Raw genomic sequence first — 23,087 nt, forward strand, 5'->3', positions numbered from 1 at the left:
ATTTGTAAGGGGGACTGCACATGAAATTATTTAAGCGTAAAGGAAGGACGATAAGTGCCCTCGTTCTAACCGTTGGTATGGTCATGCTTGTAGCTTCAGGCTGTACGAACTCGCCAGCACCTAACAGTGAAAAAGAAAGCGCTTCAATACCTACAGTGGGTGGGACGATCAGAATAGCCATCCCAGAAGAGCCGGATACGCTGGATGTACAGCAATCCGCGATGAGCATGACAGACAAGATTTCCAGATTTTTCGGGAGTAATCTCATATCGATGGACCCGGATACGAAAGAGTTAAAGCCGACATTGGCGGAAAAATACACCGTTTCCGAGGATGGGAAGTTGATAACGTTTAAACTCCGCCCCGGCATCACCTTTCACGACGGAACACCATTAACCGCAATGGCTTACAAGTACACGTTCGACAGACTATTGGACCCAAAAACGATGGCAAAAGGGATTGCACAGCAATTAAATATGATAGAGTCCGTTTCCGTTACAGATGACCAGACATTTGTTGTGCACCTAAAGGAGCCTTTTGCCCCTTTTCTATACTACCTCAGTACCAATGCTGGACAAGCTCTCTCCATGGAGACAGTGAATAAATACGGAGCAGAATACGGCAGAAACCCAGTCGGGGTGGGGCCATGGAAGTTTGAAGACTGGAAGAGTGGTGAAGCGATTACGTTTGTCAGAAATGACGGCTTTCAATGGGCAGACCCTTTCTATGAAAATCAAGGCCCAGCACGAGCAGACAAGCTACAATTCAAAATCATCAAAGATAAGCAAACAACAATTGCTGCCCTAGAGAGTGGCTCAGTCGATATTGCCCCTTTTGTCGAGGCTAAGGATGTGAAGAAATTACGGAATCATCCGGATTATTACGTCGTGGAGGAAGTGAAGAGTGGACTTGGCTTATTTGTTTCCTTGAATACAGAAAGTGAGCTTCTCGTGGACTTGCAGGTGCGAAAAGCACTGAATCTGGCTATCAATAAAGAGGCGATTATTCAGGCGCAGCTACAAGGAGAGGGAGTCGTTGCAGATGGTCCCCTGTCACCGTCCGTATTTGGGTATGATCAGGCTGTAGAAACCTATGGCTATACTTACAATTTGGAAGAAGCCAAGGAGCTCTTGGCCGCGGCTGGATGGACCAAAAACGCTAGTGGTCACTTGGAAAAAGGGGGAAAAGAGCTGACACTGCGACTATTGACGGACAACACCTACAGCAAAGCGGCACAGCTCATACAAGCGATGCTTGGAGAGGTCGGAATTGAAGCCCAGATTGTAACGATGGATTTTGCAACATTGTTGGAAAAGGGAGCAAATGGTGACTTTGATCTGGCATTGATGGGATATACGTACGAAGATCCGGATATTCTGTACCTACTTCTGCACTCCAGTCAAATAAACGGTTTAAATTTGAGCAGGGTCCAAGATAGTCAATTGGATGCTCTCCTAACAAAAGGCAGGAAAACGATAGATTCGAGCGAGCGAAAAAAAATATATGCAGATGCCCAGAAGCGAATTGTCGAACAGGCCTATTGGATTCCAGTGTACGCGGATAAGCAATTTCACATCGTAAACAAAAAAGTACAGGGTGTAAAGGTATCTGCAGGGCTGTGGTTTTTGCATGACAGCTGGGTAGCAGACAAGTAGTGCCTTTGGGGGAATAGGAGGCGTTCCTTAGTGAGTGAAGCTATCGTACAAAAGCAGGTTGAGGCTTACAACAGCCGCGATGTGAATCAATTTTTATCTTACTACAGCCAAACCATAACCATTTATCAGCACCCCGACGAGCTTCTTGTGTCAGGACTTGCCCAAATGAAGCAGCGCTATGGACGCTTCTTTGAACAAAATCCAGAGCTGCACTGCGAGATCGTAAACAGAATCGTATTTGGCCCTTATGTGATTGATTTTGAAAAAGTGACAGGAACCACTGAAAAATGCGTCTTGGAAGCTGTCGCAATCTACAGAGTAGAAGCGGGGTTGATTCAGCAGGTGTATTTTCTTTAGACATCATCGAGATGAAAAGGAGTACACAATGAAAGCAGTCTGTGTCAAAGAAAGGAGGAGCATGTATGAAAGTATCACTGTTTGTTACCTGCTTGGTGGATGTTTTTTATCCCGAAGTAGGCAAGAGTGTGGTCGATATATTGGAGGAAAGCGGCGTCGATGTTGATTTTCCCATGAGCCAAACCTGCTGTGGCCAACCGGCTTTCAATAGTGGATACCAGAAGCAATCGAGGGAGACAGCTAAGCAGTTGATTCGTTCATTTGCTGGAAGTGAATACGTGGTGGCACCGTCTGGCTCGTGTGTATCTATGATCAAGCATTATTACCCAAAACTATTTGAGGATGACCCAAGTTGGAGGAGAGAAGCTGAGGCTCTCGCCAAAAAGACGTTTGAGTTAACTGATTTTTTAGTCAATGTGCTCAAGATGACGGACCTAGGCACTGCCTTGCAAGATAGTGCGACCTACCATCATTCCTGTCATATGAACCGGGAGCTTGGGGTCAAGGAGGAACCGCTACAACTGCTTTCGCTAGTGGAGGGCTTGAAGCTTGAAGAATTGTCGTACTGTCAGGATTGCTGCGGTTTTGGCGGAACCTTCGCCGTTAAAATGAACGAAATCTCAACGGCGATGGCGGATGAAAAAATAAAGCAGATCGAATCTACTGGAGCCAATCTAGTAGTTGGCGCTGACATGGGTTGCCTCATGCATTTATCTGGACGAATGCGCAGGACAGGGAAAAGTATGCGAGTCATGCATATTGCAGAAGTTTTGGCAAAGGGAGGAAAGTCATGAACCTGTCTGCTGATTTTTTTCGCAGAGTTGAGTCGGCATTGACCGACGAGCAGCTGCAGAAGGCGTTGCCATTTACCCAAGATCGGTTGCGGACAGCGCGAATACAGGCAGCGAAAGAGATAGATCATTTTGAAAGCATGAGAGATATGGCATCGGAAATGCGTATGCATACGCTTGAGAATTTGGACAGTTATTTAGAACAATTGGCAACCAATGTTCGTAATCATGGGGGACAAGCTCATTTTGCACGAAGAGACCGTGATGCGGTTGCCTGTATTCAAGACATCATCAGAAAAACAGGGGCTAGCTCAGTCATCAAGTCAAAATCAATGATGACCGAGGAAATACATCTGAACAAGCATTTGGAGAACGCGGGAGTCAAAGTGATCGAGTCAGATTTGGGCGAATATATTATCCAGCTTGCGGGTGAGTCTCCCTCCCATTTAATAGCACCTGCCATACACAAATCCCGAAAGCAAGTATCCGAGCTTTTTTCCAAGGTAGCTAACCGTGAGCTGTCGGATCGGACGGAAGAATTATGTCAGTTTGCTCGTGAACAGCTCCGCAGTGAGTTTCTCCAGGCGGATATAGGAATTACTGGCTGTAACTTCGCTGTGGCGGAGTCAGGAACAATTGTACTCATTAGCAACGAAGGAAATGCTCGCCTGACTACGACAATGCCCAAGGTGCACATCGCCTTAATGGGTATCGAGCGGATTGTTCCTACTTGGAATGACCTCGGGATGATTGTACCTATGCTAACGTGGAGTGCCACTGGGCAGAAAATCAGTGTATATATGACAGCGATAACAGGTCCCCGTCACCAAGAAGATATTGACGGTCCTGTCGAGTTTCACTTGATAATTCTCGATAACGGTCGATCAGATATTCTCGGAACGGCCTACCAAGAGGTATTGAAATGCATTCGTTGCGGGGCTTGCTTGAATGTTTGTCCGGTATACCGTCAAATCGGTGGGCACGCGTACGGCGGGGTTTACAGCGGGCCAATTGGTTCCGTATTAACTCCACTTCTTGGCGGTTATGAGGAGTGGGGTGAGCTACCTTACTCATCCAGTCTGTGTGGCGCTTGTACCGAGGTGTGCCCGGTGAAAATCCCTTTGCACGATCTGCTCCTGGAACATCGAAAGGATGAGGTAGAACAAGGACATAGCCCTTTCTTGGAAAAGGTAGCGTTTCAAACCTTTCAACAAGTAACCAGGCACCCTGCTTTGTATCAGGCAGCGGTAAGTATGGCTCAGGTTGGATCACGACTGTTCGGCTCTGAGCAGCATATCACCGATGCTCCTGGTCCGCTGGCGAATTGGACAGAGACACGGGATTTACCTCAACCAGCCAAACAATCCTTTCACAGCTGGTGGAAGAAGGAAAGGGAGAAGAAGCATGAATGAGCTCGGCGAGCAAGAAGCTTATCAAATATGAATACTAGCAAGGTATCTACTTTCATAAAAAAGCTGGAGGAAGATCAGAATGACTGAATTAGCTGTGAAACTCAAAGAACTCACAGAGGCTTCGGGAGTTCCCGGCCAAGAACAGGAAGTACGAGAGCTGATGCACACGTATTTACAGACGCTTACCGAGAACATTTGTTCAGATCAGCTCGGAAGTATCATCGGCCGCAAAACTGGATTGGCAAGTGGGCCCAAAATTATGATGATGGCTCATATGGATGAGGTTGGTTTCATGGTGTCCAATTTGAGCGAGGGAGGATATATTTCCTTTCAGCCATTAGGCGGGTGGTGGTCTCAGGTGATGCTAGCCCAGCGTGTGATCATCAAAACACGTAAAGGGGATATAATAGGGGTCATCGGCTCTAAGCCACCTCATTTATTGTCTGACGAGGAAAGGGATAAGGTAGTGAAAATCAAGGACATGTTCATTGATGTTGGCGCAACGAGCAGGGCTCACGCAAAAGAAATGGGGATCAGATTAGGCGACCCGATTGTGCCGATATGCCCCTTTACCGTGATGACCAATGAGAAAATGTACATGGGTAAAGCATTGGATAATCGGGCTGGCTGCCTGGTAGCTGTCGAAGTATTAAAAGAATTGCAAGGACAAGATCATCCGAATGTCGTGTTTAGCGGTGCCACTGTCCAGGAAGAGGTAGGCTTTCGCGGCGCTCAAACAAGCACGGCCACGGTTCAGCCTGATGTATTTATCGCCTTGGATGTAAGTATTTCATGGGATAGTCCGGGATTAGCTGACGGCAATACGGAAAAATCCAAAAGCGGTAGTGGTCCGATTCTGTTTCTCTATGACGGACATCTCATTCCGAATACAAGATTGCGAGATTTGATTATTGATACGGCAGAAGAAAAAGGAATCCCGTTGCAATGTGAAGTGTTTTCCGATAGTGGGGCGACTGATGCCGGACGTGCGCATCTGACTGGACAGGGAGTTCCGTCTATCGCGATTTGCATGCCAGCACGCTACATTCACAGTCATGCGTCAATCATGAATCATGATGACCTGGAGAATACGATTCAATTACTAGTTGCTATCACTAAAAAGCTAGATCAAAAAACCGTCGATTGGATCAAGGATGGGAGAGTGCGACCATGAAGCTGTTTATTTCTGTCGACATGGAAGGAATTTCGGGAATCCATGATTGGGACGATACGCTGCCAGGAAGAAGGTCATATGAATTAGGTCGCAAGCTGCTCACCGAGGACGTCAATGCAGCCATTGAAGGCGCCCTGCAGGGTGGTGTAACAGAGATTCTCGTAAACGATTCACACGGTCCAATGAAAAACGTGCTTGTCCATGAGCTCCATCCAAAGGCTCGTCTCATTCGCGGATTTTATAAGCCGATGTGCATGATGCAGGGAATCGATGAGAGCTTTGACATGATTTTTTTCATTGGCTATCATGGGATGGCTGGAGCCGCTAATGCAGTATTAAATCACACCTTGATGGGCAGCTGCATTCAGCGTTTTCGGTTAAATGGCAAGGAAGTAGGGGAAGCGGGGCTCAATGCTGCGATCGCTGGCGCATACGGGGTTCCGGTGGTACTCGTTACAGGGGACAACCACACAGTACAAGAAGTGGAAGCGGGTATTCCTGGGGTATATACGGTTGCGGTCAAAGAGGGGATTAATGCGTTTACGGCAAACTCGCTTCATCCAACTGTCGCCCATGAAATGATAAGAAAAGAAGCGAAAAAAGCGGTAGAAAACTACCAGCAAGTACGACCACTACGCGTTTCTTCATCAAATACGATTGAGATTGAATTCAAATCGACCAACATGGCCTTCGTCGTCAGCTGGCTTCCAGGCATGGAGCTAGTCGATGGGCGTACGGTACGATATCAGTCAGATGATATTCGAAAAATGATACCCGTGCTACAAGCGATACTGCTGCTGGCCCTTCAAGCTTCTCAGCCACTTGAATAGTATTGGAACGCTTATAAATGGAATAAATTCTATACACATAGCCATTACTATATTCAGGAAAAATCAGTGAATATCAGTTCAAAACAACTGCTGCCTTGTATAGGCAGCTTATTTTTAATCAAAGAGGAAAGTAACTGCGCTTTTCGCTGGTAAAAGTAGTTAAAGAGGCATTTCATCATGTAGATGGAGTGTCTAATTTTTGAAAATATAAGTAGGTTTCACAATATTTAGGAATTATGGCACTATCAAATAGCAATGAGATGTAAATACAATAGTACGGGATCAAAGAAAGTGAATATAGTCGATTACTTTTTCAGCGCATTGGTACTCATATACTGAGAAAAAAGGAGAAATGTAGCATGGGAGTTTCTGTTTATTACACTTGTAGGAGAAACCATAACCTTACTGACAGTGAGGAGCAAGAGATAAAAGCCATTATTGATAAATACAATGCGGGTTTTGAAATGAAGGATATTGGAGAAACATTTTGTGTCTATGACTATGAGCAGGATGAACCAACAGTGATCTTTGCGGGTTCAACAAAGCTGCCCTTTTCAGATGATTTTGAAGATACATTGCATGCGCTATTTTATTGGTTGACCTGTTTGACAGATATTAGAAGAAGTATTTCTAATGGGGATTGGCATGTGCATCTAGATGATACGGATGCCATTTGGGATGAGGAAACGGGTTGGCAAATGCCAGGTGGGGTCTGATAGTACAATGACAACAGGCTACCGTCACGAAAGGTAGCTTTTTTATCGTTTGGAGGATAACAGCAGACAGAAGCAATTCGAGGGTGCCCGCCAAAGGACCGTCTGACAAACGAACAGCAGAACCTGGACAAAGAGGATGCCGGTCAACGAAATGGCATCGTAGGCAAATTTGAAGAAGGCTAGCGCAAGTACGGGTTTGACCGTATTCAAGCGCGCCTTCTCTTTTGTTTCATTTTTGCCCTACTGCACCGCCGCGCCCGGACCTGAAATTCTGATAAACAACCGTTCAGCAAGCCCTAATTAGAAAAATCTAATAGAACCTGGCTTTGTAAACAGCCTAATGACAAGATTAGTGCACTTTATTCTGCGTTACAGAGACAACTAAAGAAAGACCCTGAATTAAAAAGTGGACTAAAAATTGGCAACCAATTTGACAAAAAGCTATTCTACTTTCCAATGACATAAAAAATGCTGAATACATTTCAAGAAGACGGATTGGAATATTATAAAGAATAAGGAAATGCTGCAGCTAACAAGGTAGTGCCAAAACCTGCTAAATATAAGGGTGGTAAATAGGAAAATGGTGAGAATAGAACAATATGGACACTAAAAAAAATATTGAAAATATCAGCCTATTAAAAGAGAAAATATCTGATTGGCATAAATTGAGTGATGAAGAGCTGTTTCTTGCTGTAAAAGAGTTTGAGAAAACACCCAGGTTAGAGGTTTCCATTTATTATCAAGATTTATTTAATGATCCGAAGTTTTCTAAAACCCTTCTTGATATTTATAAAAAGCATAAGGATAATACTAAACTTGTAGTTCTTCTTGTTTCAGCAATTGGGAATATGATTCAGAGATATGATCTTCCGGAAACTAAGGAAATTTACGAATTCATGCTGGAAAATTCGGATAAAAGTAACATAGGTCCTTATGTCGCAATATTTCTGCCAAAATTAAGAAATTTTGAAAATTATGATAAAAAGTGGAATTACTTTATGAATATTAAAAAAATGTCACCCAAAAAAGTAGCCGAAAGTTCTTTTGAGACGATAATGGATTTGTATTTAGAAAAAATTCCGGAACAATATAAAAATGAGGCCGTAGAATATTTTAATAAAAAAGTAGAAGAGTCTAAAAATGAATACGGTAAACAATATTATCAGGATATCATTAATAAAATTAGGTTTTCTGAATGCTCGAAAAATCGCTAACAGCCGCGTTACAACAAGGGTCTGACAGGTTTTAAATTAAATAGAGACGCTCAGTTTTTTAACTCCGATGAGGAAGTGTTTTAACATGAAAATATTTAGAACGGCATCAGAAGGAAATGATTTGGCACAATATGTTGGAGTAGATTATATTAAGTTTTCTATTTCGACAATTGAGAGCGTAGCTGAATGGATGAAAAACAATGATGATATTGCACAACCACTTCTGGCAAATATCGAGTTATTGTTAGTGATTTCTCATAAATATACGACGGATGCTAACTTGTTGTTAGAAAAAAGAAAAATACAAGAATGGAAGCAGGTTTTTTATGATTGGTTTGCGCGCTGTGAAAGCAAAATACCTGCTAAATTTAGAGCTGGATTAAAAGAAAATGGTGATGAGCTTTTCAAAGAATTAGAACAATACGGACACTGATAATTTTGAAGAAACGATTAACCCCTTTTTCTGGGTAGCCCATGAAAGGACTATCGATATGGATATGATGATCGCTTTGGTGGATGATTATCTAGATCCAGCAGAAGCGCATTTGCTTGGATCAAGTTTGAAAATATGGGATGCGGTCGGAATGCGTAATTAGAGGAACATACATAATGATGTCGAATTTCCTAAAAAATGAAAACAAAATTGTTTGCAGAGATAACATTGTCAAAAAGTAATGAAATTAAGATTGTCATCGTTGAAGAGCATTAGTAACTGTTCTGAGGGTAGTAGAAACGAAACAAGAGGAGGGTTCACATGCCGTCAACCGCATTGGAAAAACAAGTAGGCGCTTTTCGCGAATTAGCCAAAAAAATTGTCAGCTATGGTCATACACTAGCCGTTCTCGATTGGGATATGCGCGTGAATGGACCGAGCAAGGGTATGGAGTCCCGCGCAGAAATGATCGGTGTCATATCTGGGGAACATTTTAAACTCTTAACTTCTAAAGAAATGGAAAGCTTTCTTGCCGAACTAAGCGAGCCTGATACCTTGGCCTCCCTTGATCCGGTCACGCGTGGAAGCGTTCTGGAGTACAAGAAAGAATTTGAGAAAAATCAAAAGATCCCCTTAGACCGTTATCAGGAGAATGTTGTACTAACCTCGCAATCTTCAACCGTGTGGGAGCAAGCGCGTGCTAAAAACGACTTCGCCATGTTCCGTCCTTATCTGGAGAAGGTAGTTGCCATGCAGATCGAGTTTATCGACTACTGGGGCAAAAAGGGCGACAATGTCTACGATACCTTGCTAGGCCATTACGAATCAGGAATGACTGTTTCCCAGCTGGATAAAATGTTTGGGCTTCTCCGCGAGAAAACCGTGCCTTTACTGCAGGCTATTTCAAATTCTGCTCATCAACCGGATGCCTCTTTCCTGACCAAGTACTTTGATGAAAAACAACAGGAAGAGTTTGGACGCAGGATCATCGCGAAGCTTGGTTACGATTTTCAGGCTGGCCGTCTCGATCGTAGTATCCATCCGTTTTGTACCATGTTTGGCTCCAGAGATGTTCGCATAACCACTCGTTTTGATCCTCACTTCTTTAACATGGCGCTGTTTGGGACGATCCATGAAGCAGGGCATGCAATATATGAGCAAAATATTTCTCCTGACCTGTTTGGTACGCCTTTGGGTACAGGAACATCTATGGGTATCCACGAGTCCCAATCTCGTTTCTGGGAGAATGTGGTTGGCCGCAGCCTGCCGTTCTGGAAGCATTTTTACAAGGATCTGACAACTGAATTCCCTACTCAATTTGCAGGTGTGGATGAAGGGCAGTTCTATCGTGGAATCAATCAGGTAAAACCTTCGCTTATCCGTGTAGAAGCTGACGAACTTACATACAACCTGCACATTATGATTCGATATGAAATAGAAAAGGGTCTGATCAACAAGACCTATGAGGTTGCTGATCTTCCAGAGATTTGGAAGCAAAAAATGAGTGATTATCTGGGGATTGATGTACCAACGGATAAGGAAGGAGTACTTCAGGACGTACACTGGTCAAGCGGGTTGTTTGGCTATTTCCCTACGTACTCGCTGGGCAATGTATATTCAGCCCAATTCTTGCATTCGTTGAAGAAAGAGATCACCAATTTTGATGAACTCATTGAAAACGGCGAGTTTACACCTATTCGCACGTGGCTCGTTGACAAGATTTATCAGTATGGCAAGCTGAAAAGTCCGAATGAGTTGCTGCAGGATATTACAGGAGAGCTTACAAACGCGTCCTATTTAGTGGATTATTTAGAGAATAAATATAAACAGATATACCAACTGTAAATTTCCCGGTATTCGCAACCTTCAGGCAAGGTGGAGGTACTGTTTGACCCTCTGTCAGAATGGCTGAATGGCTGGTGAATAATAAAATCTATTGGACAGACAGGAACTTTTACAGCGTATCAGGAATAGTAAAAGTGGTGACAAAAGAGGGATCGTGCAAACCGGATCTGAGCGTCCGTTCATTTTTTGCTACCATTCACATGCCGAGTAAGGGGAGGTCAACATTAGATGACGCACTCACAAGAGAACAAAGGAGAGTCCACAGCCGCATTGGAAAAAGACATTCATACGGACTTTAAAAAGGAAATGACCTACGGTGATTACTTGCAGCTGGATAAGATCTTGTCCAGTCAGGTCATGCAATCTACACATCATGATGAAATGCTGTTTATCATCATCCACCAGGTCAGTGAGCTTTGGATGAAACAAATTAGGCATGAGCTCGGTGCCGCTATGGAGAGTATTCGCAATCAGGAATTGGAGCCAGCTTTCAAAATGTTCTCACGAGTTTCACGAATTCAGCAGCAGCTCATCAAATCATGGGATGTCCTCTCGACTCTGACTCCTGCTGATTACATGCAGTTCAGAGACAAATTAGGCCACTCCTCTGGGTTCCAATCGTATCAAAACAGGCTAATTGAATTTATGCTTGGCTACAAAAACAGCCATGTTCTCGCTGTGTATCAGCATGATTCAGAATTGTATGCTCAAATGAACAGCGCGTTGCAAGCGCCAAGCATTTACGATGCTTCTATCATGGCGATGGCAGAGCGCGGCTTGCCAATCGACCCCAAATGTCTGAATCGCGATTGGTCTGAGCCATATCAGCCAAATGAGAGTGTCGAGCAGGCGTGGCTTACTGTATATCGGAATGTCAATCAGTACTGGGATCTATATGAGCTGGCTGAAAAGCTGGTAGACATCGCAAGTCAGCAGCAGCAGTGGCGCTTTAACCATATGACAACGGTGGAGCGGATTATTGGTCAAAAGCCGGGAACAGGCGGCTCCTCAGGGGTAAACTATTTGCGAAGAGCTTTGGATCATCGTTTTTTCCCGGAGCTATGGAGCTTGCGCACACAGCTGTAATAAGCAATGGAATACAGAAGACCGGTCTAAAACATTCTCACGCATGTTTTAGACCGGTCTTTTTGTGTTGTTATCACGAAAGACTATCTTGTACGCGAATGTGACATTGGGTGTTATATCGATCAGCTCTATACTTGGGAAGAAAGAGAGCTTGCAACTAGTACTCAATCCTCATGTTTTCACATACTTTACCTATTATTGGGACCAAATACCCTTTATTTCCCAAAGTCTGTATGGTTATTATTTTTTGAGATAGCCTATTATTTAGAAAAAGCGGAAATGGAGTGACAATTGGATGGAGACAATGAAGCCGCCAATGGAAGAATTATACGCAGCACAGCTTAGTGCGCTCAGATCCAATGATACTGGTGCCAAACCACCGAACTGGCTGATGTCACCGAAAGCGGTTCGTGACTTTATACTTGGGACGGATAAGCCACTTACATACGAAGGTGAAAAGATCGAAATCACAAAGAAATTTTACGGGGATGACGTCCTCATCGAACGAGCTATCGTTACACTGGCAGGAAATCGCGGCTTGATGCTGGTAGGTGAGCCAGGTACTGCCAAAACGATGCTGAGTGAGCTGTTGTCAGCAGCAATATCCGGAACGAGTACGAATACGATTCAAGGTACAGCGGGTACAACCGAGGATATGATCAAATACTCCTGGAATTATGCAATGCTACTGGACAAAGGACCTTCGCTGCAAGCGCTAGTGCCGTCGCCGCTTTATACGGGCATGAACAAGGGGATCATTACCCGTTTTGAAGAGATTACGCGATGCCCATTTGAGGTTCAGGACGTTTTGATCAGTATTTTGAGTGATAAAGTTATGAACATACCAGAAATGGAAGATGGCATTATATTTGCGAAGCCTGGCTTCAATATTATTGCCACAGCCAATCTGCGAGACAAAGGCGTGAATGAAATGAGCAGCGCCTTAAAGCGTCGATTTAATTTCGAGACGATCTCGCCGATTAATCATGTCAAAATGGAAGCGCAAATCATTGAATCCCAAGCAAAAATGCTTCTTAAGCAAAGTGGTGTCGATATCGAAATCGATCGTGATGTGGTTGAAATTTTGGCAACGACCTTTATGGAGCTGCGCACTGGCGAAACAAAGGAAGGCTACAAAATTGATTCCCCGCAGTCAGTCATGAGTACAGCCGAGGCAGTATCAGTCTACGTCCAGAGTGCAATGACGTCCCATTACTACGAAAACAAACCCATTTCCTTGGAGCGTCTCGTACAAAACATGCTGGGCGCAGTGGTGAAAGAAAACCAAAAGGACGCAAGCATCCTAAAAACGTACTTTACCAAAGTGGTTAAAGAACGGGCAAAGGAAGAGGGACTATGGGGAGCATATTACAACGAGAAGAAATGGATCAGATAAACAAGCTGGCAGCAGAAGAGGTTTATAACCTGAACAAGCAAGTCGTTTATTTTCCAATCAGGCATCATAGTCCAGCTTGTTCCTTCCATTTAAAGAAAACGATTGAAGCCTATCAACCTACGATCATATTGATTGAAGGACCGGATAATAGTAATCACTTGATCCCGATATTAGCGAATGACCAGACACAGCCCCCGGTGAGTATTTATTACGCATACACCACAGAAGAACGTAAATATGTCTGCTATTTCCCTTTCCTGTCGTATTCACCAGAGTACGTGGCATTACTAGAAGCGAAGCGCCTGCAAATTCCAGCTGCTTTCATTGATCTTGGATACGGGAGCAGGCTGGAGAGCCTAGAAGACGGTCACGATTTGAAAAAGCACAATGAGAAACAGTCGTATCACGATGAGCGCATGCTGTCGGGGTCCTCGTTTATTCAGCAGCTATGTGCGACGCTGAAATGTCGCAATTTCGACGAGCTGTGGGAAAAGGTATTTGAAATCGAAGGCATCCGCAAAACAACAGCCGATTTCGTCAAGGAAGTGTTTGCTTACTGCTACTTGTCACGCAAATGCTATGACGATGCTGCATTAGAGGCAGAGGGTGACCTGATCCGTGAAGCACACATGCGAAAAAAGATTGAAGAAGCCAAACAAAAGCATGACAGAATCCTCGTCGTAACCGGGGGTTTTCATACATACGGATTGATCGAGAACCGCTCCACTACCTACACGGTGAAAAAAGCAAAGGAAGAAAAGGTGTATCCGATGGTATACACCTATCAGGAAGCCGATCAATTAAACGGCTACGCCAGTGGGATGCCGTTCGTCCATTACTACGAAAATGTATGGCGTGCGCTGGAGAAGAAGGAGAGCGCCCCATTTACGAAGAGTGCACTCACCTATTTGCCCCATCTGCTAAAAAAGCTGCGCGATAAAGATGAAAGCAACTCCACAGCAGATGCCATCGAAGCTTACAGCTTGATGAGTGGCTTAGCTGTGATGCGTGAGAAATCAGAGGGTGGCGCATACGAGCTGCTTGATTCCGTACTGTCGGCTTTTACAAAAGGGGAAAGATCTATTGCTACGATTCAGCCGATAGAGGCCCTCAGAGAGCTCATGACGGGCGATGGGATCGGTCAGGTAGCCAAAAACGATCTGGATGTGCCGATTGTTCGCGATTGCAAGGAAAAGTGCAAGACGCACAAGCTGCAAATATCGACCACTGGTCGTAACCAAAAAATATTGGAGCTGTATGCGAAAAAGACGCATCGTCAGGCAAGTCATTTTTTTCATTGCATGCAGTTTTTAGGAACCGAATTTTGTCAAAAGGAAGCCGGTCCCGACTGGATGAACTACAAGCATGTCAATCTCGTGCGGGAAACGTGGCGTTATGGGTATTCCTCGTACGTGGAGGCACGCTTGATCGAGGCTTCTATCTACGGAGGAACGGTGCAGGAAGCAGCTGCCCAAAAGCTGGAGGATATGGTGAAGGAGCTGCCGCAGCATCAAAGTCATGAGCTGGCAAAGTGGCTGCTGCAAGCCATTGTCATGGGTCTGGAAGATCTCGGTGAACGGTTGTTCGAGCTGGTGGGGCAATCGGTCAAGCAGGACGGACATTTTTTATCCTTGTGTCAAACGCTCAAGGTGCTCACGATTCTGCATGAGCAAAAGCGCTTATTTGGTCTAAAGGAAACGGCCCGACTGGAGCGGCTCGTTGATGATGTCTACTATGAGGCAGTAACGAAAATTGCCTTGCAATCCAATCCCCATCCAGACGAATGGAGTCAGGTTGCAGAGCAGCTCAAGTTCCTTTATACGATAACTGAACAGAAGCAAGCGGAAGGCTCGCGGGAAATTTTTAGCGATCAGCTACAGGAACTACTGCACAGTGACCAGCTGCCAGCAAATCTCGTGGGAGTCGTGACAGCGATCTTGTGCAATTTGGCAGTGCTTGCGCGCGAAGAGGTCTCTCGCCGTGCCCGAGCGTATATGCTAGGAACTCCTGATCAGATTTTGCATACGGCTCCTTATCTCCAAGGGGTGTTTCTCGTCGCTCGCGACTATCTTTTTTACGAGGATGCGCTGCTGAACGATCTGAACCAAATGATTAGCTCCATCAGCTACGATGATTTTGTTCAGGTCGTCCCTGAGCTGCGCCTTGCTTTCACTTATTTTAGTCCCATGGAAATTATCATGCTCTCCGAGAAAGTAGCCGCACTGTTCGAGACTCCTGTTGAAGACGTATTGAGTCCGTTTGTCGATGAGAAAACCATGCGAGAGGCACGTCGGCTGGACCTGGGAATCAAGGAGGAATTTGCCAAATGGAACCTCATCTAAGCCGGGAAGCTCTCAACCGATGGCGCTTGCTGCTCGGATCGCATGCCGAAGATTCGCTACAAAGCTCGGAGCATTTTTCAGCCCAAGATTTTTCGTATCAGGAATTGGATTCGATCCTGGATTTTCTATACAGCAGAGAGTATGGAGAGGATCAGGGCTATCGCAAAGAGGGCGGGAGGGGCGATTCACAGCTGACCGTCCCGACTTGGCTCGGCAAGGTCAGGAAGCTCTTTCCGAAAAAAACAGTGGAAATCCTCGAGAAGCAGGCACTCGACAGATACGGCATGACCGAGCTGTTAACCGATAAAAAGGTATTGGAAAAGCTTGAACCCAACATGACGCTGTTAAAAAACATTTTGCAATTCAAGGGCAGGATGAAAGGCGAGGTCGTAAAAAGCGCCAAGGAAATCGTTCGTCAGGTCGTTGAGGATTTGCGGCGAAAGCTGGAATCGGAGGTACAGACGAGTATTGTCGGAAAGCGCAATCGTCACAGGCGCGGGTATACCAAAACAATGCGAAATTTGGATGTGCATAAAACGATTCGCAAAAACCTGAAAAACTATGACCGCAAAAAGAATCGCTTCGTCATCGATGATCTCTATTTTCACAGCAACATCCAGCATCACAACAAGTGGAACGTCGTCATTGTCGTGGATGAAAGCGGCAGTATGATGGATTCGGTCATTTACAGTGCGGTTATGGCGAGCATTTTTTACAAGCTAGCGGCGTTGAAGACGCATCTCGTCATCTTTGATACAAAGGTAGTCGATTTAAGCAATCGCCTGGATGATCCGGTAGATGTGCTGATGAGCGTGCAGCTGGGTGGGGGGACTCATATTGCACAAGCTCTCAAATACGGAAAATCCTTGCTTGAAAATCCTGCCAAGACCATCTTCATCCTGGTCAGCGATCTGGAGGAAGGCTATCCGATCAAAGAAATGTATCGCCAGAGCAAGGAAATCATCGACTCAGGTTGTAAATTTTTAGTGCTCACCGCGCTTGATTTTGAAGGGAACGCCACGTACAACAGACATGCCGCACGCGTCCTGGCTGATATGGGAGCGAATGTGGCTGCGATTACACCGAACGAGCTGTCACAATGGATTGGGAAGATCATTAAATAAGCGAGGGAAGATAGAGGAGGAGATTGAATTGGTACTGCGTAAAACAGTCGCTGATCCACTTACGAAACGATTTGTAGAAGAGTATATAAACATTGGGCACGTTAACAGCCAGCTGCATGATCAGATCGCTGACTACGTGACTGGTGAAACCGATGTATGCCCGCCTATCGAGGCCAATCAGCGGTTTTATGGCTATTCAGTTATGACCCAGCTCGACAGGCTGAAAAAAAGCGGAGATGAGCGGGCTTTTTTCCGTGCGGCAGAGCTGGTGTACCGGGCAAGCCATCGTTTTTATGAAAAGCAAGACGTCATGGAGAAATGCTTCTGGGATGCGATTAAACTGCGAAAGCTAAACGACGCTTCCAAAAGGCGCGCTTCCAAAGAGGAAGAAGCTTTCGAAGCTATGAAAAAAACGGTCGAGCATTTCGGACTCCCTATTTTCAGTGAGTTTATGGTGAAGGCTGCTGAGGATTATCGCGCCAGTATCAACCGTGACTATAATTCCGTATTCGAGCGGGCGAACCACTTGCTGCTCATTGCGTACGCTTATGAAATTTCGCCTACACTGCTGGAAGAAGCGAAGCAAAAGCTGGAGCCGATCTACTATCATCTCGTTACTGGAGACGAGAAAGCGTACATCAACCAATTATGGAATCTGGCAAAAAACATCACGATGCTGCAAATCAACAGCAATCATTCGGTCACAATTGAAGTGTTGCCCCCGGCATTTTTAAAAGAGAAAAGAGCGCAGATTCGGGAAACCTATTTCCCTGACGAGATCGTAAACGAAGGCTCTGTCTTGAACGACAAGCACAAGAAGCGTTATATGGAGATGATACTTAGCCTGGTGTACTACCGCGTGCACGTCGCGGGAGGGATTGAAGCTTTCCTTGCACAGTCAGATAAAAAGGATCGCGAGCTGCTTTCTGTCTTGACCATTCTCATGGAGCTTTTCCCACTAGATGTATTGGCGCAGGATGTACAATTGGCTGAGCTCGTACAGATTGACGAGCCGTACTTATTGCTACTGCAGCTGCGAAATCACCTTACTTCCGCGCCAGTTTCTTGGCGAGAGCTGGATGAATTGACGGTGGCGAACATCGACAAGACAAGACGGGCTTTCGAACTGACCACGCTTCCGATCATTAAGGGCTATCTGTTCAAAATAATGCAAGCCGAAGGTATCGATCTATCGGATCAGGAGCATTCCCTGGAGACGATCATTTTAGACTCGCTTCGCCGGTTGAAAGGGACAACCAAGCTCGCCAGCTTCCTGCAAGGTACTTGCACGCTTGAAGAGGTGTTGGGTTCATCCCATCTAGAGGACATGCAGCGAGTAGGACGGCAGATGTATTTGCTTAGTTTTTTGTCTATCGAGCACCCATTTATTCAGCGATTGCTCCAATTTTTTAGCAATTATGTCGATAAGTCTTCTCGTAAGGTCGGTCTTTTCTGCTTTGCTCATGCGTTTCAGGACCAACTGGGCAGTCTCGTTGATTTTTTCCGGAGTGACGAGGACATAGACCTGCAAAAGCTTGTCGTTCAGATATTGGAAAGCAAGGGCTCGTATTATTACTACACACAGGTCAACGAAGAGAACTATGCGACTCTGATTAAAAAGTGCCCAGAAATCTGCCTGGCCTCTTTTGGACAGTTTGATACGGAAGTCCGGATGTTCGTATTGGAGACCATGCTAGCGCAAAAGGAATCCTTGCCAGTTGATCTAAGAAATCAAGCCATATTGCTCGGAATGGGAGATACCTCGAAGAAGGTGTCGGCGATTGCGAACGCAGAATTCCTCCTGCAAAAGGATAAGGAGCTGTACGTGCACGTCTACACCACGGAGAAAAAAGCAAAAGTGAAAGAGCTGGCATTGGATGCTATCCGTGGGCTGGAAGATAGCAAAGAAATTTTCCAGGAGCTGCTTGCAAAAGAGAAAAACAACAAATTCAAAACGCTGCTGCAAGCCTTTGTGGATTCAGAGGAAAGCGGACCTGACGCAAGCCTGTCTAATCTCGGGAATCTGGTCGATAAGCGGAAATTGGTACGAATCAAATGGCTTCCTCTCGATCTGCTTCCTGCTCTTTGCGACATGGAAGGCAACGAGCTCGGCAGAGAAGTGATGGAGTACATTTTGACGAGCTCTATCGAAGCGCAAACAGCGCCGAATCCTCGCGTCCTTGAACTGAAGGAGCACTTGTCTGCGGCGTCACTGGCTGATTTTACAGCAGAGGTTCTGCGCGCATGGCTGGATAATGGAGCTGTCGCAAAAGAAAAATGGGTCATGCCGCTTTGCATCGCATTTGGCGACCGACGCAGTGTCGATACGATTGGACAGATGATCAAAGACTGGACCGATCATTCACGCGGAGCATTGGCTTCGGATGGCGTTCGCGCGCTGTCGTTTTCCGACGACCTGGCTGCCTTGCGCATCATTGACCACACGAAGAGATCCATCAAGAACAAACAAGTGAAAAATGCAGCAGAGGAAGCATTGAACATGGCTGCCACGAACCAGAACATCTCGACAGAAGAGCTTGAGGACCGATTGGTAACACAGCTTGGCTTTGATGCTTCCGGCAAGCAGGTATTTGACTACGGGGATCGCACCTTCACGGTCAAAGTAAACAATGAGCTGGAGCTAGAGGTTATCAACGATAGTACAGGAAAAGCTGTGAAAAATTTGCCTGCACCGTCTGCGAAAGACGATCAGCAAAAGGCGGAAGAGGCACGGGCTACATTTGCTCTGTTGAAAAAGGATTTGAAAAATCTGGTCAAAATTCAATCGCTTCGCCTCGAGGAATTCCTGTCCAAGGCGCGCTTCTGGTCTACTGTAGCGTGGAAGCAGCTTTTTGTAGAAAACGTGCTCATGCAAAAGTTTGCGATCGGACTCGTCTGGGGTGTTTACCAGGATGGAAAGCTCGTCGATACGTTCCGTTACATGGACGATGGCACGTTTAACACTGTGGATGAAGACGAATATGAGCTTGCAGATGGCCAGCTTATCGGCTTGATTCACCCGCTGGAGCTGGAGTCAGATACACTTGCTGGCTGGCGCACGCAGCTGGAAGATTACGAAATTACGCAACCATTTGATCAATTGAATCGTGAAGCGTTTCTGCCGACAGAGGAAGAGCTGAAGGTCCATGCCATCCTGCGTTTGCCTCAGGATTCGTACACGCCTACGACCTTTGCTAAAACGATGGAAAAATTCGGTTGGACAAAAGGAATCCCACAAGATGCCGGATTCTATTATGAGTTCCACAAAGTGTACGGGGATATTGTGGCAGAGCTTAAAATTAGCGGTGCGAGCATTTCGTACTATGACGGCATGGAGGATATCCAGCTGGAGGAGCTCGCCTTTTATTCAGCGAAAGACAATCAGTACCGCTATCATTACTACCAACCGACAGAGCGGATCAAGCTCACGGAGATACCTGCCCGCGTTTTCAGTGAAACCGTTTATGATGTGACACGGGCAGCAGGCAAGTAGTCATGGCCGATTTCAAGACGGATTTCCATCGATTTATTGCTCTTTGTAATGAAGAGTATTTGATTCAATACGCAAACAAAGGCATTTACAATCGTTCGCTCAAAGACATGGAAAAAGGGATATCGGTTTCCTACGAATTTGCGGATGATTTCGTCGAGTGTGCGCTGTCGGATGACAGCGTATGCCGACTTCATGCAGATATCTCACGGTTTTCCTGCTCATGCCCCTCCGATAAAATTTGCAAGCATGTGCTGATCGCCATCGTCTACTATAGAGAGAATATGCTCTCTGCGGATATACCCTCTCAGGAGGGAGAGAGCTATCAGCCCGACTTTGAATGGTTATTGCGTGTAACCCCAGAGCAAATAGCCAAAGCGTTCTCGGCCGCTCAGATTGAAGAAGTTCTTTTTCGACTGGAATATGATGATGACATCCAAATAGCTGTCACGTCCTTTCTTACAGTGACGATGACCGCGCAAAAAGTAATTGTCACATTTGAGCCTGATTCAGAAATCGCGAAGACGATGTGCAGCTGCAAGTCAAAAGGTAACTGCATCCACAAGTTGGAAGCCTTGCTGCGCTATCGGCACGCTAATCAGATTGATGACAGTGCGTCATTACAAGCAACCACCATGGAAGTAAGCTATGACGAGGAAGTAGTCAGGGAAACAAGAGAGCTGATACAGGAAGTGCTTGGCATTGGACTCGCGAAGCTGCCAAACACGATCTGCACACGGCTAGAACTGTTAGCTATAGCAGCTCATAACGGCAATCTGCCGAATGTGGAAACGGATATACGCGGACTTAATGGCGACCTGTCTCTTTTCTTTCAGCGGCATGTGCAGTTTTCAAAGGAAGGGCTGCTTGAAAGGCTGACACGGGTTTATCTGGGACTGGTTGCTCTGGAAAAAGCAGAGCACCATGATCAGAAGAAGCAACTGCTTGGAAGCTTTAAAAGCAAGTACTATACGATCCCGCAGCTGCAATTGTATTCGTTGGGAGCGAATCCTTGGGAAACACGTTCAGGATACAAGGGAGTTACGTACTACTTTTTCTCGCTAGACGACAAGCGCATATATACGTACACAGAAGCACGTCCGGTTTATTATGAAGGAAATTCCTTCTCCTATATGAACAGCTATAAAGGAAAATCTCCCTGGAGCGATTTGGTGACGATGGAGGAGCTGTCGAGATCACAGGTTGTCTTGGCGCACCCCAAAACCAATCGGGAGCAACGTCTTTCCTCCAGTGAGGAAACTGAGCTCACGCTTCAACCAAGGCTGCACATAGAGGATATCGACCTGGGAGAAACGCTCCTTCGTGACTGGACGAACATCTCGAGTCTTCGGAGGAGAGATTTGTTTGAACAGTCAACCGATACCATTTTCTTAGTCCTGGCAAAAAAAGTAAGTCATGTCGAGTTTGATGATGCTACCCAGCAGCTGTCTATCACGATTGAAGATGATCACGGCTATTCATTGGAATTGGTAATTACGTATCAAGAGAAATTTGCTCGCTCGCTCAATTCTCTGGAACGAAATAAGCGATTGCTGGAACTGTGTGATGTGTTTGTGCTGGTCCAGAATCTAGGGGACAGCTATGTTCCGATCAGCTTCTTGCAAGGAAGCTCGCTCACCAGTATCAAGCTGGATTTATAAGAAATGAGGGGCGTGCACCAGATGGAACAGATGCAAATGTTTATGGATAAATTGACAGACTGGCTGGAGCGACTCCTGCTCAAGGGCATCTATAAAATAGATGGACGTGACATCGATGAGCTGCTTCATTTTCAAGAAACGGCACAAACATACGAGATGAGCTTTCTGGCTGGCTTGCTGGAAGAATTGGCTAGTGAAGGAAGAAGCTACACCCGTTCCATTCAGACGGACGCCGAGCCACTAGTTACTCGTTTTTTGTACGTTACACAATATTTATCCATGCTGAAAAGAACTGCATAATGAATGTAAAATGGAGTCTTATCCCGTTAAGCTAGCTCGGGGTAAGGCTCTTTTGCATGTGCGTGGGAAAGGATTCAAAGATGCGAGGATGTCTTTCAAAAATGAAACAAATAATTTCAAAATTGAAATAATGGGTCGTATTTCCTAGCGAAAACCTGACAAGAATAGCATGGCACAGAAGTTGCTATTTATGAGTGTAACAGCAAGTCTATGACTTCAGCAGGGAAACAAGACAATAGACAGCGGGGAGTGAGATTTGTGAAACTCGAGCATACATACACTTTTGACATTCCAAGAGATGTCGTTTGGAAGCTTATCCAGAACGAAGAAGTCTTGAAAAAATCGATTCCAGGCTGCAAATCCTTTGCCCAGACGGACGCTGGCATTTATCAAGCCGAAATGGGGGTGAGTGTTGGTCCGGTAAAAGGAGTATTTACAGGGCAGGTGCAGCAGGTGGACCAGAGGGAACCTTCCTCCTATCGCTTGCTCGTTCGAGGAAAAGGCTTGCCCGGCGAGATTGACGCCGTGGCAGACATGCAGCTCGACGAGGTGGGGCAGGGCACACAGCTCACTTGCTCCACAGAAGTACAGGTAACAGGTGTTCTCGCCTCAGTCGGCCAGCGAGTCATGGGCGGTGTCGCCAAAATGGTGCTGGGTCAATTTTTCAAATCGGTGGATAAAGAAATGAAGCAACTGGCAACGCATTCAGAGTAAGAATCAATAAGGAGGTGCCGGAGATGACATGTAAAAAGAACATTTCCCTATCAGTAAATGGGGTCACACGCCAGGCTGAAATCGAACCAAGACTGCTCCTTGCTCATTTGCTGCGCGATGAGCTGAATCTTACAGGTACGCATATCGGTTGTGATACCAGTCAGTGTGGAGCCTGTACCGTCATGGTAGATGGTGATGTCGTAAAATCCTGTACGGTCCTCGCAGTGCAAGCTGATGGAAAAGAGGTTACCACAGTAGAGGGCTTAGGCGATATGGAGCAGCTGCATCCGATTCAACAAGGATTTTGGGAAAAGCACGGCCTGCAATGCGGTTTCTGTACGCCAGGTGTGATGATTTCCATGGTTGGTCTCCTCAAAGAAAATCAAAATCCATCCGAAGAAGAAATTCGCGATGCACTGGAGGGGGTCATCTGTCGCTGTACCGGATACCAGTTTATTGTAAGCGCAGTACAGCATGCAGCACAACTGATCGCAGAGGGCAATGCTGTGAAAGAGACGACCTTGAGTACAGGGGAGGGACGTTAAAC

At 45.7% G+C, this 23,087-nt stretch carries 19 protein-coding genes; all 19 read left to right on the forward strand.

Annotated features, from left to right (window positions below; all coding sequences use genetic code 11):
* Positions 1–20 precede the first annotated feature (20 nt).
* The 19 genes from C3B52_RS11660 (at position 21) to C3B52_RS11750 (ending at position 23,085) form a co-directional block, all read left to right on the forward strand.
* Positions 21–1,655, forward strand: a complete 1,635-nt coding sequence (locus tag C3B52_RS11660; protein ID WP_103106256.1) for an ABC transporter substrate-binding protein — start codon at positions 21–23, stop codon at positions 1,653–1,655.
* A gap of 30 nt (positions 1,656–1,685) precedes the next feature.
* Positions 1,686–2,012, forward strand: a complete 327-nt coding sequence (locus tag C3B52_RS11665) for a nuclear transport factor 2 family protein (RefSeq protein WP_103106257.1) — start codon at positions 1,686–1,688, stop codon at positions 2,010–2,012.
* A 65-nt stretch (positions 2,013–2,077) separates the two neighbouring features.
* Positions 2,078–2,806 (forward strand): (Fe-S)-binding protein, encoded by a 729-nt coding sequence (locus tag C3B52_RS11670; protein WP_103106258.1) that lies wholly within the window; start codon positions 2,078–2,080, stop codon positions 2,804–2,806.
* Entirely contained in the window at positions 2,803–4,215 is a 1,413-nt protein-coding gene (locus tag C3B52_RS11675; RefSeq protein WP_103106259.1) for a LutB/LldF family L-lactate oxidation iron-sulfur protein, read from the forward strand. Before C3B52_RS11670 ends, C3B52_RS11675 begins: the two co-directional genes overlap by 4 nt.
* Positions 4,216–4,294: 79 nt before the next feature.
* Positions 4,295–5,389 (forward strand): M42 family metallopeptidase, encoded by a 1,095-nt coding sequence (locus C3B52_RS11680; protein ID WP_103106260.1) that lies wholly within the window; start codon positions 4,295–4,297, stop codon positions 5,387–5,389.
* The gene (locus C3B52_RS11685; RefSeq protein ID WP_103106261.1) at positions 5,386–6,219 is read left to right on the forward strand and encodes a M55 family metallopeptidase; all 834 of its coding nucleotides are present in this window, start codon (positions 5,386–5,388) and stop codon (positions 6,217–6,219) included. The genes C3B52_RS11680 and C3B52_RS11685 overlap by 4 nt, the downstream gene beginning before the upstream one ends.
* Positions 6,220–6,578: 359 nt before the next feature.
* Positions 6,579–6,935, forward strand: coding sequence for a hypothetical protein (locus tag C3B52_RS11690; protein WP_103106262.1), 357 nt, complete (start codon positions 6,579–6,581; stop codon positions 6,933–6,935).
* Between the two features lie 599 nt (positions 6,936–7,534).
* The gene (locus C3B52_RS11695) at positions 7,535–8,149 is read left to right on the forward strand and encodes a hypothetical protein (protein WP_103106263.1); all 615 of its coding nucleotides are present in this window, start codon (positions 7,535–7,537) and stop codon (positions 8,147–8,149) included.
* 85 nt (positions 8,150–8,234) lie between these two features.
* Positions 8,235–8,582: a hypothetical protein gene (locus C3B52_RS11700; RefSeq protein WP_103106264.1), complete on the forward strand. Its 348-nt coding sequence runs from the start codon at positions 8,235–8,237 to the stop codon at positions 8,580–8,582.
* Positions 8,583–8,903: 321 nt separating this feature from the next.
* Entirely contained in the window at positions 8,904–10,427 is a 1,524-nt protein-coding gene (locus C3B52_RS11705; RefSeq protein WP_103106265.1) for a carboxypeptidase M32, read from the forward strand.
* A 228-nt stretch (positions 10,428–10,655) separates the two neighbouring features.
* Positions 10,656–11,513, forward strand: coding sequence for a tryptophan 2,3-dioxygenase (kynA, locus tag C3B52_RS11710; protein ID WP_103106266.1), 858 nt, complete (start codon positions 10,656–10,658; stop codon positions 11,511–11,513).
* A gap of 295 nt (positions 11,514–11,808) precedes the next feature.
* Entirely contained in the window at positions 11,809–12,909 is a 1,101-nt protein-coding gene (locus C3B52_RS11715; protein WP_103106267.1) for an ATP-binding protein, read from the forward strand.
* Complete coding sequence (locus tag C3B52_RS11720; RefSeq protein WP_103106268.1) at positions 12,870–15,251, forward strand: DUF5682 family protein; 2,382 nt, start codon at positions 12,870–12,872, stop codon at positions 15,249–15,251. The genes C3B52_RS11715 and C3B52_RS11720 overlap by 40 nt, the downstream gene beginning before the upstream one ends.
* Positions 15,236–16,375, forward strand: a complete 1,140-nt coding sequence (locus tag C3B52_RS11725) for a VWA domain-containing protein (RefSeq protein ID WP_103106269.1) — start codon at positions 15,236–15,238, stop codon at positions 16,373–16,375. The genes C3B52_RS11720 and C3B52_RS11725 overlap by 16 nt, the downstream gene beginning before the upstream one ends.
* A 28-nt stretch (positions 16,376–16,403) precedes the next feature.
* Positions 16,404–19,868 carry a DUF4132 domain-containing protein gene (locus tag C3B52_RS11730; protein ID WP_103106270.1) on the forward strand — a complete coding sequence of 1,155 codons (3,465 nt, stop codon included), beginning with the start codon at positions 16,404–16,406 and terminating at the stop codon, positions 19,866–19,868.
* A gap of 2 nt (positions 19,869–19,870) precedes the next feature.
* On the forward strand, positions 19,871–21,526 hold the full coding sequence (locus C3B52_RS11735; protein WP_103106271.1) for an SWIM zinc finger family protein: 1,656 nt from the start codon (positions 19,871–19,873) through the stop codon (positions 21,524–21,526).
* Positions 21,527–21,547: 21 nt separating this feature from the next.
* Positions 21,548–21,826 carry a hypothetical protein gene (locus C3B52_RS11740; protein ID WP_103106272.1) on the forward strand — a complete coding sequence of 93 codons (279 nt, stop codon included), beginning with the start codon at positions 21,548–21,550 and terminating at the stop codon, positions 21,824–21,826.
* Positions 21,827–22,084: 258 nt separating this feature from the next.
* Positions 22,085–22,540, forward strand: a complete 456-nt coding sequence (locus tag C3B52_RS11745; RefSeq protein ID WP_103106273.1) for a CoxG family protein — start codon at positions 22,085–22,087, stop codon at positions 22,538–22,540.
* 23 nt (positions 22,541–22,563) lie between these two features.
* Entirely contained in the window at positions 22,564–23,085 is a 522-nt protein-coding gene (locus C3B52_RS11750) for a (2Fe-2S)-binding protein (RefSeq protein ID WP_103106274.1), read from the forward strand.
* The last annotated feature ends 2 nt before the right edge of the window (positions 23,086–23,087 follow it).

The sequence above is a fragment of the Brevibacillus reuszeri genome (genome assembly GCF_002897295.1).
Classification (GTDB): domain Bacteria; phylum Bacillota; class Bacilli; order Brevibacillales; family Brevibacillaceae; genus Brevibacillus; species Brevibacillus reuszeri_A.